Below are 15,645 nucleotides of genomic sequence, written 5' to 3'. Positions count from 1 at the left end.
AAAACTGACTATGACACCAGATTATCCTTGGAATGGTCAGACGATAGACCAACAGCTGGCCGGATGGTCGAAAATCTGGGGTGATAACACGGCACTGATCTATCAGGATCAGTGCATGACCTACCGTGAACTCCATCAATCTGCTGAAAGGCTGGCAAGCGGTTTATTCCGACAGGGAATACGTCGTGGTGATAACATCATGGTGCAATTGTCTAACCGCATCTCTTTTGTCGTTACCTGTTTTGCCCTGTTCCGACTGGGCGCCCATCCGGTGTTATTGATGCCGACACAGCGGGCGCATGATGTTCATGCTCTTTGCCAGATTGCCCGTCCAGTGGCCTACATTATTCCTGATTGCATCCACGGTTTTGATTACCGTGAAATGGCGCGGGAAGTCATGGCATCCTGCCCTGACATGAAACACATTATCGTTGACGGGGAAGCGGAAGAATTTACTGCGTTATCCTCCATTGACGGTGAACCACTGGATATTTCTGGCCCATGCTATGGTGATATTGCGGTACTTCTGCTTTCAGGCGGAACGACAGGCACACCGAAATTAATTCCACGTACTCACGATGCCTATACCTACGATTTTGTCCTCTCTGCCCGCTTATGCTCAATCAGCCCCGAAAGCGTTTACTTGGCGGTATTGCCCGTTGCCCATAACTTCACCTTAGGCAGCCCCGGCATTCTGGGGACACTTTCCCATGGGGGGTGTGTACTTTTGAGTGACACCGCCAGTTGTGACGAAGCCATGCCATTAATCGAACAACATAAAGTGACCCATGTCGCATTAGTCCCGGCACTTGCCCGTCTCTGGGAACAGGCCCGTGATTGGGAACAAAGCGATCTTTCATCCCTGCGCTGTTTACAAGTGGGCGGAGGCCGGCTTACCCCGGAACTGGCAAAACAGGTCATGTCACGTCTTGGCCCTCTGCAACAGGTATTCGGCACTGCCGAAGGGTTACTTTGCTATACCCGACTGAATGATCCTCATGAAGCCATCATTAACACCCAAGGACGGCCATTATCAGAAGAAGATGAACTCAAAATCGTTGATGCCAATTTACAGCCGGTTGCTTCCGGTGAAGTCGGCGAACTGATTACGCGAGGCCCTTACACCATTACAGGTTATTACCGTGCGGAACAGCATAATACCGTTGCTTTCACGCCGGACGGTTTCTACCGTACAGGCGATTTGGTTCGCATGCGGGCTGATGGCAATCTGATTGTTGAAGGCCGCATTAAGGAACAAGTTAATCGCAGCGGTGAAAAAATCTCGACACAAGAAGTAGAAACATTGCTGCTGCAACATCCGGATATTGATGACGCTGTTGTTGTTGCTGTTCCTGATGAACTTTTGGGCGAACGAATTTGTGCTTGTATTCCGAAGAACATTAATCAACCTGAATCTGTCGATATACAAGGCTTTTTGTATCAAAAAGGTGTTCAACGCCACAAAATCCCGGATCAATGGTTATTTGTTGCTTATTGGCCATTAACCACCGTAGGAAAAATTGACAAACGCCAGTTAGTGCAAATGGCACAGGAAGACTATACCGCCAACAAGGAAAATAATTGTTCAATGCAACAATACCATGAACACACAATCGCGATTAACAGCGCGCCCTTAAATCTGGTTACCCACTTGCTCACCGGGTTTGAAAATGATGATGTCCAATCCTATACGCTCTATGAAATGAAAGGAGAATGGTCATTGGGAATAGGATGTGCAGCTACAATAAGTGCTGATGCATCAGGACAATTAACTGATGCAAAGGGAGAACGTCATCCCTATGATATCAATACGCTAAGCCAGAAACTGGAACAAGTACTCAATGAATTGCCTATTGAAAACTGGCGGGCTTATGGCCGCTCATTGTTTGAATTGTCCCATTTGATCTATGGCATCCCCTTAGATCCATCACTAAAACAACAAAATGAAGCCCTGATCAAGCTCACGATCCCACAACATGAATTGCGCGTAACTCAGGGACAGGTTCTGATAAGAACGCTTGAAGAAAAATACGTCGCTCTTCTGGGCGAGAAGATCAAACTGGCTGACCAAGCAGGCATTCCCGCGTTTTCAGATGCAAAACCACTGGAAATTATCAGCACCGAAGGCGCAATGAAACATTATCAGGATAATGTCGCGAATGCGGTTAACGATATTGCCACAGGGCACTATCAAAAAGTGATCCTGTCACGCAAAGTTGAGCTTGGTGAGCATGTGAATATCACAAGCAGCTATTGGCTGGGACGTCAGGCCAATACACCAGCCCGCTCCTTTTTCTTAAAAGATGAAGAATATTCTGTATATGGTTTCAGCCCTGAAACGGTGCTTGAAGCAGATGAATCAGGTTGGATCAACAGCCAACCACTGGCAGGCACCAGAGCATTGACACATGATGAGGAACAAGATCAAAAACTGCGGGAAGATTTGCTTTCTGATCCTAAAGAAATCGCTGAGCACGCGGTTTCTGTCAAGCTGGCATTGGAAGAGCTGGAACTGATTTGTCAGGCGGATACACTTCAGGTATCTGAGTTCATGGCTATCCGTAAACGTGGTTCGGTGCAACATCTGGCATCCAGAGTAAAAGGCTTACTGCAAACAGATAAAAATCGCTGGGATGCTTTCATTGCCTTGTTCCCGGCCGTGACCGCATCGGGAATACCTAAAAAACCCTCTTTACAGGCTATTTCCCGTTATGAAGGTGAGCCACGCCGTCTTTACAGCGGTAGCGTCATGATGTTGGACAGCACAGGAAAACTGGATGCCGCACTGGTATTACGCTCTTTTTATCAGCATAACGGACGCAGCTGGCTTCAGGCGGGAGCAGGGCTTGTCAGAGATTCAAAACCAGAGCGGGAATGGCAGGAAACCTGCGAAAAACTTGAGTGCATTATGAAATATGTCCATTCCTAACGCGAATGACAGCATTAAACCGTTATTGCTGCCTGAATAGTCACTTTATTTCGGGTTACAGTATTTTTTAATCACCGTACTTGGGGAAAATCAGATATCACTCTGGTTTTCCCCGCAACCATCCCTTTTTTCGTAAAAAATATCAGCGGGCTTTGCACCCTCCGTCCAACAGCGCCTCTTCATCACAACGACGGCCATTCGCCAGCTGACATACAGGGATTTGATGCCCATTCAACTGATGGGTCAATGACGGAATTCCGCCTATTCCCGAACAGGCATCATTGGCATCCTGACTCAAATTAATGCCCAAATCAGAATATTGATAATATTTACTTTGGTTCAACGAGAGATTTGTTTGCGACCCACTGCATCCTATTAATCCCCACCCCGCCAACAACAAACTGCCTAAGAAAAAACCTCGCCTCAAAAACATATTTTCTCCCATTCAATTTCGGGAACTCATTTAAATACCATCAATAATAGATTAATGTCCGGCACTTTTAGAAAGTAAATTAATCACCAAAACTCCCGAAATAATCAACAGAATTCCGATTACTGCGGGTAAATCAAGTTTTTGTTGATATAAAAATATGCCGGCAACAGAAACCAGCACAATGCCAAGGCAGGACCAGACAGCGTAAGCGATTCCCAAAGGCATGGTTTTAACAACTTGTGATAATGCCCAGAAAGATAAGCAATACCCTATAACAACAATGACAGAGGGCACTAAGCGAGTAAATCCATCTGCTGTTTTTAACATTGTCGTTGCTATCACTTCAGAGAAAATAGCGATAAATAAATAACCCCAAACATTCATATTACTCACCAGACTCAGGTCAAAATCATAAGACAGAACATTTATCAAAAAAACTGCTTAATTACCATAGGTTGTCAGGCAACACCTCAGCAAATTTTGTTACCTGATTTTCAGTTTAACCGGTCAATTATCGTGTTTTAAATGCCGTTTCTTTTGACGATAGCTATTTTCATCGTTATGGCTAATTTATAACTAAGCCTGATGTCCTGTTCCTCAATGACCCGTTTTCTTCGGTAGAGAGGGAATTGCTTTAATGACTCGAAGAAATAGGTAAAAGGTTAAGGATTACATGTTAGCCACAATATGTGGATATGAATGTGATTAGAATGAATTGTGGGGATAAATATGAAAAAGGCCGCATTAAGCAGCCTTATGTACTATTTAATAAACTTTAAGTCGTCTTTCCTGTGTCGCTTTTGTTCCTGATAAAAATTTTCATGAGAACTAAAATTTAACAAATATAGCTTTATCTTTTCTTCAACCCAATGATATCCAAGTAATGCTAGCTGGTTGTTTAACTGAAATTTGTGAACACGAAGAAAACTTAAATCTCCTTTCTTCTGCTCGCCAATTTCTGGGTTGTTGATGATGTTCTCTATTTCATCTTCCACTGTCACAAGAAGATTTTCCGGTAATTTAGATAATGCTTTAGAGAAACGTCTCGTTTCATCAACATCAATCTTGGGACTTTTTTGTCCTTCTGACATAACGCGACACCTTACCATTGTCGACTTCGCTTTTCGCCAGTAAAACATCAAGGATAAAGGAGTACGGCAGATCCGGATTTTCTTCGGCGATACGACCTATTTTTGCCCAATGTTCGATCTGCTTTGGTACACTCCTGCTTGAAGCTTCAGCGTGAATTTTTACATCACTCACGAAGTCATCATCTAAACGGATGCTAATAGCCATTTGCGTAGCCTCTCTGTGTTTGTGTTACATGCGGTGCTAAACGCATACGCCCTGATAATATGCGCCACTTTGTCGAATAATGCAATCTTTTGTCGCATTGAATGATTGTGTGATGATGCAATATGCCAGAACTCATTGAATTTGTTCCGAGTGATTTGTGGAAGTAAGCCCGCATCAGCCCGACATAGGGCGGTTTCAAACAAAAATAAAAATCCGTATAATCCATCCCCTGCAAAAAATCCATATGGAAAATCTACAGCCGGTACAATCGGCAATGTGAGAAGTCGCAATGAATCAGAAAGATACAAGAAAAGAGACACTTGAATTCAACAAACTCCAGAAGCGCCTGAGGAGAAACGTTGGTAATGCTATTATTGATTACAATATGATTGAAGAAAATGATGTTGTAATGGCATGCATCAGTGGTGGCAAAGATTCGTTTGCGATGTTAGATATCCTGTTGAATCTGCAAAAGGCCGCCCCTATAAAATTCGACGTCGTTGCCGTCAACCTCGATCAGAAACAGCCGGGCTTCCCTGAGCATATTCTGCCCCAATATTTTGAAAGTCTGGATATCCCTTACTATATCGTAGATAAAGACACTTATTCCGTTGTCAAAGAAAAAGTTCCTGAAGGCAAAACAACCTGTGGGTTATGTTCCCGCCTGCGCCGCGGTACACTCTATTCTTTTGCAGAAAAAATCGGGGCGACCAAAATTGCACTTGGCCATCACCTTGATGATATCGTTGAAACCCTGTTCCTGAATATGTTCCACGGCGCACGCATGAAGGCGATGCCACCAAAGCTACGTTCTGATGATGGTCGCAATGTTGTCATCAGGCCTCTTGCTTACTGCCGGGAAACAGATCTCATCAATTACGCTGAACACAAACAATTTCCAATCATTCCGTGTAATTTGTGCGGCTCTCAAGAAAATCTGCAACGGCAGGCAATCAAAGCGATGTTAGTGGAATGGGATAAGAAAACGCCGGGCAGAGTAGAAAGTATTTTCAAGTCTCTTCAAAATGTGAGCCCAAGCCAGTTAGCGGATAAAACACTTTTCGACTTTGTTGACCTGCCTTTGGATCGTGAAGGAAAAAGAGAAGAATACGCGTTTAACGAAGCCGTCGTGTCATCCACAAACATTGATGATGCTATGTTTATAGAAATCACCAATGTTTGAACAATGCCCGGCGGTTAACTGATCGTGCTCAAGGTTGTCTTTGTCAGTGGGAAGCTGACGCCAAATAAATCACAACTTGTTCATTCATAGAAATATTTTCCTGACCATCATAAAAAAATAGCCGATGCTAAATTAACATCGGCATAATGAAGGTCAATTATTTTCTGTGAAACTCAAGATGAGAAAAACTACAATTATGGAGCACAACGTTCATCGCCCAACGTTGCATTCACCTGCGGGAGTTATAGTGCCTCAATTGGTCGATCAGATTATTGATATATCTCAAATCCGATGACACTAATCGAATAAATTGCATATTGGCAGAATAATCAACCAAATTCCGCTGATTATGTGTGCAATCGATTTCATAGCCATTTGGTCCGCCTTAGCCACCACCAGAAAATGGCTATCAATACTGACAGCAAGAGGCTGAAGAGCAGAAACCCGAATTGGTATGCGCTGCCCGGTATTCCACCTAAATTGACACCAAATAATCCGGTCAAAAAAGTACTCGGCAAGAATATCATTGCCAGCAAAGACATCATGTAAGTACGGCGGTTCATCGCATCAGCCATCATGGATGTGATTTCATCGGCAAGGACCGCAGTCCGGGCAATGCAGCCATCAAGATCGTCCAAACCACGCCCCAACCTGTCCGCCACTTCTTGCATTAAATGACGTTCATCATCACTCATCCAGGGTAAACGTTCATTGGTCAGGCGGGTAAAAACATCACGCTGGGGCGCCATATACCGACGCAGCACGATAAGTTGTTTACGCAATAATACCAGTTCCCCACGACCGGGAATTTTTTGCTCCAAAATACCGTCTTCCAGTTCGATCAAATTATCATGCAGTTCTTCAATAAAATCATTCACCTCATCAGTCATGGCATCAGCTATCTCAATCAGCCAATGCCCTGTATTTTTTGCTCCAACGCCGTTATGTAAATCATCCAGTACTTGGTCAATTGAGTGAATTTTCCGGTGCCGGCTGGATATGATGACCTTGTCATTGATATAGATGCGGAACGAAACCAGATGGTCAGGACGTGCATTATTGTTGCGATTGACCGACCTCAAGGTAATCAAGGTCCCTTCACCTGTGCGCAATACTTTCGGACGAATACTTTCACTCAATAACCCTTCTTTAACCGAAGGCGGCAGCAACGTTGTATTCATCAGCCATTGATAACTGGCCTGATTTTTATAATCAAAATGCTGCCAAAATGGTTGCTCTGCGGTAGCAAGTGAATCTTCCCCAAATGCCACAGTTCCCCCCTTGCCGTTCAATTGGCAAGAGTAAACAGCATCTGACCCCTTAAATACTGAGCCGTAGATCGTTTCCACATCCGCTCCTTTTTCGTACCTTATCTTCGTACTTAGTTGGTTTTCTTGATGATATACATAGTATGACTATAGGCTACATCTTCAGGATTCGTGATTGGGTATCCTTTTAACCACGGTTTTATCAACCGGCCGTTGGTATACTGATAAATCGGCACAATCGGGACTTGCTCTGCAATCATTTTCTCTGCCCGGTTGTAATCGCGGTTTCTGGCTGCATCATCAATCTCATGGCTGGCTGCCTTGAGTAATTTGTCATAATCATTGTTGTGGAACTTCGCTATGTTGCCACTGTGAGTTGTTGTCAGAAGGGACAGAAAGCTGGAAGGTTCGTTATAATCCCCTGTCCAGGATGCTCTGACCACATCAAAATTACCGGTATTCCGATTATCAACGTAGGTTTTCCATTCCTGATTCACGAGCTTAACTTCTACACCCAGCTTTTTCTTCCATTCTGAGCCAATGGCTATCGCTATCCGTTGATTATTCTCCAACTTGTTGTAAAGCAATGATATTTTCAACGGATTTTTCGGGCCGAATCCGGCATCTTTCAATAGTGTTCTTGCCTGCTCATCACGTTCCTTTTGTGACATGATTTCCTGCTGGCTTTGCTCCGGCTGGAATCCGGCCGTTACATCAGGCGTAAAACGCCATGCCGGTTTTTCTCCTGTCCCGACAATTTTTTCCGCAATGAGTTTTCTGTCTATCGTCAGAGCAAGCGCCTGCCTGACCCGGATATCATTCATTGGCGCCCGTTGTGTATTAAAAGCATAGTAATATGTCCCCAATTGATCAGGGGTAAAAACCTGCCCCGGCAGATCCTTCAATAATTTTTGGTACATATTTTTAGGGAAGGATTCCGTAATATCCAGATCGCCGGCCAGATAACGCTTGGTTGCGTGCGATTCCTGATTAATCGGCATAAAAGTGACTTTGGTCAGCACCGTGTTTTTGTGATCCCAGTAATAAGGGTTCGGGGTCAAGACTATTTTTTCATTCACGACCCGCCCCGTTAACATAAATGCGCCATTGCCAACCAAATTCCCTACCCGCGTCCAATCATTGCCATATTTTTCAATATCCTGTTTATTAACCGGATAAAGGCTGAAATTGCTTGTCAAACTGGGAAAATAAGGTACAGGCCGGTTCAGGGTCACTTTCAATGTATAAGGATCGACAGCTTCCACACCCAATGATTCTGCCGGCAGCTTCCCGTCAATGATTTCCTGTGCATTCTGAATACCCGCTAAAGCGGCAAACCAAGAAAAAGAAGAGGCGTTATTGGGTTTCACTAATCTCTGCCAGCTATAAACAAAATCAGAAGCTGTTACACTGTCACCATTAGACCAACGGGCATCCTGACGCAGGGTAAATGTCCACGTTTTGTTATCTGTGGTTTTCCAATCAATGGCAACCCCCGGAATAGCCTGCCCCCGGGCGTCCTGGTTCACTAACCCTTCAAACAAATCACGCAGTATTTGTGCTTCAGTCAAACCAAATGATTTTATTGGATCTAGCGATGCCGGTTCATCTTTCAATTGGCGAACTAGCTCCTGACGGGGGTCCAGTTGTGTTCCAGCCGGAATAGTTGCCGCAGGGACCGCCAAGGAAAAAGAAAGCCCGGCCATCATAACAATAGAGGGTAACAGCTTAAAATTATTCATTATATTTTGAGCCTTGTAAGTTCAAGAATTGTTCAAAAATTAATTATAAGACATTGTTAATTAAAGGAAGATGCAGTATTTCATAAATATTTCATCTATTTTTGTGGGCAAGATCGCACTATTCCTTTACACTGGCGGCGCAGTTTATTTTATAGAGGGATAAAACCATGACACAAACAGTTAAGTTTCAAGGTAGCGATATCACCATCAACGGAGATTTTCCACAAGTAGGCCAGACAGCAAAAGATTTCACCTTAGTCGCCAAAGATCTCACTGATGTTACATTGAGCCAATACGCAGGTAAGCGTAAAGTACTTAATATTTTCCCAAGCATTGATACCGGTGTTTGTGCCACATCTGTCCGTAAGTTCAACCAACTTGCCAGTGAATTGGATAATACTGTCGTACTATGCATTTCAGCGGACTTGCCTTTCGCTCAGTCCCGTTTTTGCGGCTCTGAAGGTCTGTCCAATGTGGTTACCCTTTCTACACTTCGTGGTGGACAATTTCAGGAAGATTATGGCGTTGCAATCAGCAAAGGCCCATTAGGCGGCCTGACTTCCCGCGCTGTCATTATTCTGAATGAGAATAACGAAGTTATTTATAGTCAATTAGTTGATGAAATTACTGACGAACCTGACTACGACAGCGCACTGCTGGCATTAAAATAATTATTTTATTAAATAACATTAGTATTGCGTTATAACTCAGCGAACTAATTGTTTTGTAATAAATATTTGGTGACGATGAATTCAATAACCGTGAATTCATCGTTATCTTCTCGTCTTAAATATTGCAGAGATACTATTTCCATTCCTCCTACATTAAACAATAAATATTTCTAACTTACCCCATCTATTTAAATAATCCCTTTTAAATTAATCATCAATATAATAATAATTTCAATTAATAATAACATTGCAATATAGCTTTATATGTGGAATATTCAATAACTCATAATACCTGTGGAAACAATAAAGATAGTAGTGACAACCTGCGTCATAAAATATTTTAATTGATTTCCGAACCTTCATCAGAAGGCTCATGCGGTAGCTTTAGGCTTAAAAAAGGAACTTTTTGCAGCTATTTCTATAAAGGATTTATTCCAACCAAACCATGGATTTTCATAAATCCGTGTCCTTTCTTAAACCACCAACAATAAAGTTCATCTTGAGGTATTGATGCTCTCATCGGCATGACTCAGTTAACTAAGTGATTTTTAGCCACGGGTTATACCCTTCGTCTTTCAAGTTGCCTCTTTGTTGGCTACGTTCATTCACCCCGGTCACATAGTTATCTATGCTCCCGGGGATTCACTCTCTTGCCGCCGCGATGCAACTTGAAACCCATTGGGTATAGATCGAAAAAATAGAACTGAGTTCCCTTCAAGGGATCTACAACTATGAATTCTTATTTATCTCTTGAACAGGGAGAGTTTCAATTCCAATTTATGGACTAAGAGACTTATATATCATGTCAAACACTTATAATCATCATCCCTTGAATTCACTTCCCATCGGGTACTGTTTTAATGAATTTGAAATTGAAACAATCATCGGTAAAGGTGAATCTGGTGTTGTATATCGTGCCTGGGATCATCGTTTAAAATGTATGGTTGCGATTAAAGAATATATTCCCTCTTCTTTAGTCACTCGCGGCCGAGATTTAGAGTTAAAGCTACGTAGAAAAGATTTTCAGGAAAAGTTTCAGAACGGCCTGACAAGTTTCGCGCGGGGAGCTCATGTCATGAGTTGTTTCCAGCATCCATGCCTGCCGTTTTTCCGTAGTTTTTGGCAGAAAAATCATACCGCTTATATTGCAAGGTCCTTTTATAATGGCATTACGTTAAAAAAATTACTGGCAACACAAGCAGAAACCATTAATCAGCGTTGGATCTGCCGTTTTTTGTACCCCCTGCTTGATGCAATCAACATGATTCACCACTCAGATTATCTTCACGGTAATATCGCTTTAGATAACATCCTTATTCAGGAGAACGAAATACCCATTTTACTCGGCTTAGGCTCTGCCAGAAAGTTAACCGACCACTTTCCCAACGAGCCTGACGTCACGCTAAGATCTGGCTTTACTCCCCTTGAACAATACACCACCCATGATGACCGGCAACAACAAAAAGGCCCCTGGACAGATATTTACGCATTAGGTGCAATACTTCATACCTTAATTGCGGGAACTCCTCCCCCCGTAAGTATTGTGCGCAATATTGAAGATCATTATCAGCCTTTGGTTGAGCGGCGTCCCGCGGGTTATTCACTTTCATTTTTACATGCCATTGATTGTGCGCTTGCTATTCAACCCGCGGAACGCCCGGCAAGTATTCCCCAACTCATGGCGCTGATAGAATCTTCCTCCGAAGGGATTTCACCAACCCCGCTGCCATTGGATTCTGATCCTCCAGCAGATAAACTAACAACCTATCCTTCCCCTGTAGAGCACGGTAAAAAATGAGGGAAATACCCGTACCTTGATTTATTCATTATCTTCGTGATCAGTGGCATGTTTCTTACCACTTAAGCCATATTCACGTAATTTATTGGCAATGGCGGTATGCGAAACCCCCAGCCGTTTTGCCAGTTTCCGTGTACTGGGATAATGACGATAGAGACGAGTTAATACTGAGCGCTCGAAACGTTTGCTGATTTCATCCAAAGAACCTACCAAAACGTCTTCATTGAATGCCATTTCTGTCTCTAATTCGGGCAACTGAATATCTTGAGGACGCAATATGTGACTTTCAAGCTGAGTCAGGGCATGGTAAATCGCATTACGCAGTTGTCGCACGTTACCCGGCCAATGGTAGCCACACAAAAATGCTTCCAAATCAGGAGAATATTTAGGCTTTTCTATCCCTTGTTCTTTGGAAAAACGCGTCAGAAAGTAATCCGTCAGAGGCATGATATCCGCCTGGCGTTCCCGCAGTGGGGGCAATGTCATCGTCAGAACGTTCAACCTGTAATAGAGATCTTCACGAAACTCACCTTTTTGTACCAACTCAATCAGGTTTTTCTGAGTGGCGCAAATAATGCGGACATCAACTTTAACTTCGTTATCTTCACCCACACGGCGGAATGTTCCATCATTCAGAAAACGAAGTAGTTTAATCTGCATTTGTGGGGACATTTCACCGATTTCATCCAATAAAACCGTACCGCCATTGGCCTGTTCAAAAAACCCTTTTTTGCTTTCCAGTGCATTGGGATAAGCCCCTGCTGCGTACCCGAAAAGTTCACTTTCCACAACATCGTCCGGCATGGATGCACAATTTAACCCAAGGAAGGGCTGCTCTCCCCTCGCACTGCGTAAATGACAGGCCTTTGCAAACTCATCTTTTCCTGTTCCCGTTTCACCAATCAGCAATAAGGGAACATCCAGCATTGCCATTTTACGGGCCTGTTCAACAACATGAACCATTTTAGGGCTGACAGCGATAATCCCTTCAAACGCTTTATGATCATTGACTGCTGTTTTTCTCTGCGGCGTTTCGGCATGTACCGAAGAATGCAGCATGATTACAGCGCCCACACACCTGACAACCTGATTTTCATCCGTTAGCTGCATCGGAATAATATCCATCTTATAATCATGCCCCTTGATGGATAAATGTGCCGAATGCTGTTGATGATGTTCACTTTCAAGCCAGCGAAGAAAGTTATAGCTGCTAATCAAATGGGCAATGTTTTTTTGATTGGCTTTATCTTTGCTAAGACCAAATAAGGCTAAAGCCGCCGGATTGGCGAGATCAATATAACCCTTCATATCAATGGAAAATATGGGATCTGGTACGGATTCCAGCAGCATCCACATCGCTCTGTGTTCTTTCTCTGATGGCATGAATGCCACGGTTCTGACATCAATGACACCATTGATGCGGCGAATCTCCGCCATCAATAAACGAAAGGTGTTGAAATCAATTTGAGTAAAATTAAGGTAAATACGACGTGCAGGAGAAATCTCTATTCCTTTCAGGTCAATATTTCTTAAAACCAGTAAATCAAGTAACTCACGAGTTAACCCAATTCTATCCTGACAAGTAACTTCCAATCGCATTATTCTGACCTTATTTACACGATGTTCATAACTGACTGAAATGTTACCTGTTACCGCACAATAGATGAAGCCTTTGTCATTAAAAGTTTACGATGGAGCAAGGTGTCAAGCTTGAATGACATTAAATGACAATATCCACTGCCTTTAAGGTGCCGCTGTGTCAGCGCGGCACCTTAAAATCCAATGAGTATTTTTAAGTTACGGTGTTTCTTGTTGCCGTTTTTGCTTTTTCGGTAATGTGTTTTTAAGCTGAGCCAGTAACTGATGGCGGAAATCGCCTAATTTCGGTTTATCACCATCAACCCACGGCAAAGGACGACACAGCTCCATCGCTTTGATGCCCAGACGAGCTGTCAGCAATCCCGCACCTATTCCTTGAGCGGCTCGGGCTGAAAGCCGGGCTGCAATATCCTGTGACAGCCAATCCATGCCCACTTCCCTCACCAGTTCTGATGCTCCGGCAAAGGCAATATTGAGTAGCACTAACCGAAACAGACGAATACGGCTGAAATAGCCTAACTCAATACCATAAAGTGTGGCAATCCGATTAATAAGCCGAATATTACGCCATGCTATAAAAGCCATGTCCACTATAGCCAATGGACTGACAGCAATCATTAAGGCTGATTCCGCAGCAGAACGGCTTATCTCTTTTTTGGCCTGAGCGTCTACGACAGGTTGAACTAATTTACTGTATAACATGACAATCTCACGGTCGTTGTGAGTCTCATGAACAGCAGCCAGCCAGCGCTGCAACGCCGGATGTTGCACCCCTATTCCTGCCTGTTTTGCCAATTTTTCACAAAATTGACGACCCTGACCAATACCATGGCTTTGCAACAGATTTTTTGCGAGACTGCGTTCTTCTGTACGCTGACGTAAATGATAGAGATTCCGCCACTCCCTGATGATTGAGCCGATTGCCGCCAAGATGATCATACTGCCTGCGGCGGCGGCGCCCAGTGCTATCCAATCGTGCTGCTGCCATGATTGGTATATCCACTGAATAAGTTGTGCAATGACGCTGACACCCAGTAACAGCACTGCCACAGAAAACACTTTCCGCCAAAACCCACGCTTGGGTTTCAGCGCGGCGTTCAACGCACCTTCAAATTCCCCTTCCCGTTCATCCTCTTCTTGCTCAGGTTGAACAGGATAGAATTCTGGCCCATTGAATTCTTTTTTCGATTTCAATGACGGCTCAGATAATCGTGGTTCAGACCAGGTTTGTTCAGAATCATCAAAATCAATTCTCGGTTTCAGGGGGGCACTCATGTTAATTTATCTCCCAATAAAAACTCCATTACACTGTCCATGCGAATATGGGGCAGCGGTGTATCGACATTGATTGACTTTGGCCGGAATGACTCAAAATTGAACCCCTGCTTCTGCCAGAATTCACTATTCGGTAAACGTTGTGGCACATCCCCGGGGAAAAATGTCAGTAATTTGTCATCAGACAGACGAGTACCCTTAATGGCTGGCGTCTTTTCACCATCATGAATAACAATGCCACTTTCTGTTGCCTGAACAGAGGCAAGGCCTGCACACTCCATGCTGATCCCTTCAAATGCCGCATTCTGCCAAGCTTCCTGAACCAACTGCTGTAAAAGAGCAACCAAATTGGCATGCTGGTCTGCCGTAATATGGTCAGCTTTGCTGGCTGCAAACATCAACTTATCTATGCAGGGGGAAAATAGGCGGCGAAACAGTGTTCGTTTCCCATAATGGAAACTTTGCATGAGTTGTGTTAGAGCCAGCCGCATATCATTGAATGCTTGCGGGCCACTGTTTAATGGCTGTAAACAGTCCACCAGCACAATTTGCCGATCAAAACGGAGAAAATGGTCGTTATAAAATCCTTTGACGATATGCTCACAATAATAAGCAAAGCGTTCTCTGAGCATACCGATATTGGTATGCTTGCCTGCTTTGGCTAATTGTTGCTCACCGATGTGGTTGATATCAGGCCATGGAAAAAATTGTAATGCAGGTGCACCCGCTAAATCACCGGGCAATATAAAGCGGCCGGGTTGAATAAAATGCAATCCCTGCTGTTTACATTGGTGCAGATAATCCGTATACGCCTGAGCGATGCTGGCAAGTAAATTTTCATCAGCAGGAGCTAATGGGTCACATTGTTTACACAACGTCAACCACGGTTTGGCCAGTTTTTCCCTCTCACCTTTGAGTATTCCATTCATCTGTTGTGACCAATCCAGATAGTTTTGTTCCAGCATCGGTAAATCCAGCAACCATTCTCCCGGATAATCAACAATCTCGAGATACAGAGTGGAAGTTTCTTTGAGGTAACGAAATAAGGAGTGTTCAGAACGGTAACGCAGTGCCAGACGAATTTCACTCACGCCGCGTGTCGCTATCGGCCAATGGGGTGGAGTATCATGTAATGCAGCAATATTTTCATCATAAGAAAAACGAGGAATACCGAAATCCCGCTGGGGTACTCGCTTTACTCCCAGCAGCCGCCCGTCACGTACAGCAGAAAACAGGGGTAATCTGGCTCCGGCGTGGACATAAAGTAATTGATTGACTAAAGAGGTGATAAAGGCGGTTTTTCCACTGCGGCTCAAGCCCGTGACTGCCAGCCGCAAATGGCGATCCATTCCACGATTAACAAGCGCCGTCAGTTCATTTTGCAACCGTTTCATGCTTCTCCCAGATAATGAAATGCCGTGGTTTTGCTTCATTCAGCTTAGTCCAGCCTG

General features: G+C 43.8%; 13 protein-coding genes and 1 pseudogene. 5 read left to right on the top strand and 9 right to left on the bottom strand.

Annotated features, from left to right (window positions below):
* Positions 1-10: 10 nt before the first annotated feature.
* Both Xsze_RS23365 and Xsze_RS23360 read left to right on the top strand, forming a co-directional pair.
* Positions 11-1,561, top strand: a pseudogene (locus Xsze_RS23365) ((2,3-dihydroxybenzoyl)adenylate synthase); the annotation flags it as partial.
* Entirely contained in the window at positions 1,544-2,929 is a 1,386-nt protein-coding gene (locus tag Xsze_RS23360; RefSeq protein WP_422645804.1) for a salicylate synthase, read from the top strand. The pseudogene Xsze_RS23365 and the gene Xsze_RS23360, both read left to right, overlap by 18 nt.
* Before the next feature lie 142 nt (positions 2,930-3,071).
* Here Xsze_RS23360 and Xsze_RS15495 read toward each other — a convergent pair whose 3' ends face one another.
* The 4 genes from Xsze_RS15495 to Xsze_RS15480 all read right to left on the bottom strand — a co-directional run bounded on the left by Xsze_RS15495 (position 3,072) and on the right by Xsze_RS15480 (position 4,658).
* Entirely contained in the window at positions 3,072-3,362 is a 291-nt protein-coding gene (locus tag Xsze_RS15495) for a putative hemolysin (RefSeq protein ID WP_051462250.1), read from the bottom strand.
* A 51-nt stretch (positions 3,363-3,413) separates the two neighbouring features.
* Complete coding sequence (locus Xsze_RS15490) at positions 3,414-3,746, bottom strand: DMT family transporter (protein WP_038233805.1); 333 nt, start codon at positions 3,744-3,746, stop codon at positions 3,414-3,416.
* Positions 3,747-4,123: 377 nt separating this feature from the next.
* Positions 4,124-4,453 carry a type II toxin-antitoxin system RelE/ParE family toxin gene (locus tag Xsze_RS15485; protein WP_038233807.1) on the bottom strand — a complete coding sequence of 110 codons (330 nt, stop codon included), beginning with the start codon at positions 4,451-4,453 and terminating at the stop codon, positions 4,124-4,126.
* Positions 4,422-4,658: a TA system antitoxin ParD family protein gene (locus Xsze_RS15480; RefSeq protein ID WP_038233809.1), complete on the bottom strand. Its 237-nt coding sequence runs from the start codon at positions 4,656-4,658 to the stop codon at positions 4,422-4,424. Before Xsze_RS15480 ends, Xsze_RS15485 begins: the two co-directional genes overlap by 32 nt.
* 289 nt (positions 4,659-4,947) lie before the next feature.
* Here Xsze_RS15480 and ttcA point away from each other — a divergent pair, with 289 nt between their 5' ends.
* Positions 4,948-5,841 carry a tRNA 2-thiocytidine(32) synthetase TtcA gene (gene ttcA / locus Xsze_RS15470; protein ID WP_038233814.1) on the top strand — a complete coding sequence of 298 codons (894 nt, stop codon included), beginning with the start codon at positions 4,948-4,950 and terminating at the stop codon, positions 5,839-5,841.
* Between the two features lie 365 nt (positions 5,842-6,206).
* Here ttcA and zntB read toward each other — a convergent pair whose 3' ends face one another.
* Complete coding sequence (gene zntB / locus Xsze_RS15465) at positions 6,207-7,190, bottom strand: zinc transporter ZntB (protein WP_038233817.1); 984 nt, start codon at positions 7,188-7,190, stop codon at positions 6,207-6,209.
* Between the two features lie 32 nt (positions 7,191-7,222).
* Positions 7,223-8,818, bottom strand: coding sequence for a peptide ABC transporter substrate-binding protein (locus Xsze_RS15460; protein ID WP_244431721.1), 1,596 nt, complete (start codon positions 8,816-8,818; stop codon positions 7,223-7,225).
* 200 nt (positions 8,819-9,018) lie between these two features.
* Here Xsze_RS15460 and tpx point away from each other — a divergent pair, with 200 nt between their 5' ends.
* Together tpx and Xsze_RS15450 are read left to right on the top strand one after the other, a co-directional pair.
* On the top strand, positions 9,019-9,522 hold the full coding sequence (gene tpx, locus Xsze_RS15455) for a thiol peroxidase (protein ID WP_038233821.1): 504 nt from the start codon (positions 9,019-9,021) through the stop codon (positions 9,520-9,522).
* Between the two features lie 802 nt (positions 9,523-10,324).
* Positions 10,325-11,320 (top strand): serine/threonine protein kinase, encoded by a 996-nt coding sequence (locus Xsze_RS15450; protein ID WP_051462251.1) that lies wholly within the window; start codon positions 10,325-10,327, stop codon positions 11,318-11,320.
* A gap of 21 nt (positions 11,321-11,341) precedes the next feature.
* On the opposite strand, the gene tyrR is transcribed toward Xsze_RS15450, so the two are convergent.
* The 3 genes from tyrR to Xsze_RS15435 all read right to left on the bottom strand — a co-directional run bounded on the left by tyrR (position 11,342) and on the right by Xsze_RS15435 (position 15,588).
* Complete coding sequence (gene tyrR / locus Xsze_RS15445) at positions 11,342-12,919, bottom strand: transcriptional regulator TyrR (RefSeq protein WP_038233823.1); 1,578 nt, start codon at positions 12,917-12,919, stop codon at positions 11,342-11,344.
* Between the two features lie 198 nt (positions 12,920-13,117).
* On the bottom strand, positions 13,118-14,194 hold the full coding sequence (locus tag Xsze_RS15440; protein ID WP_038233825.1) for a YcjF family protein: 1,077 nt from the start codon (positions 14,192-14,194) through the stop codon (positions 13,118-13,120).
* A complete protein-coding gene (locus Xsze_RS15435; protein WP_038233827.1) occupies positions 14,191-15,588 on the bottom strand; it encodes a YcjX family GTP-binding protein in 1,398 nt (465 codons plus the stop codon). The genes Xsze_RS15440 and Xsze_RS15435 overlap by 4 nt, the downstream gene beginning before the upstream one ends.
* Between the last annotated feature and the right edge of the window lie 57 nt (positions 15,589-15,645).

The sequence above is a fragment of the Xenorhabdus szentirmaii DSM 16338 genome (genome assembly GCF_002632585.1).
Classification (GTDB): Bacteria; Pseudomonadota; Gammaproteobacteria; order Enterobacterales; family Enterobacteriaceae; genus Xenorhabdus; species Xenorhabdus szentirmaii.
This window is presented reverse-complemented; position numbering and strand designations above follow the sequence as displayed.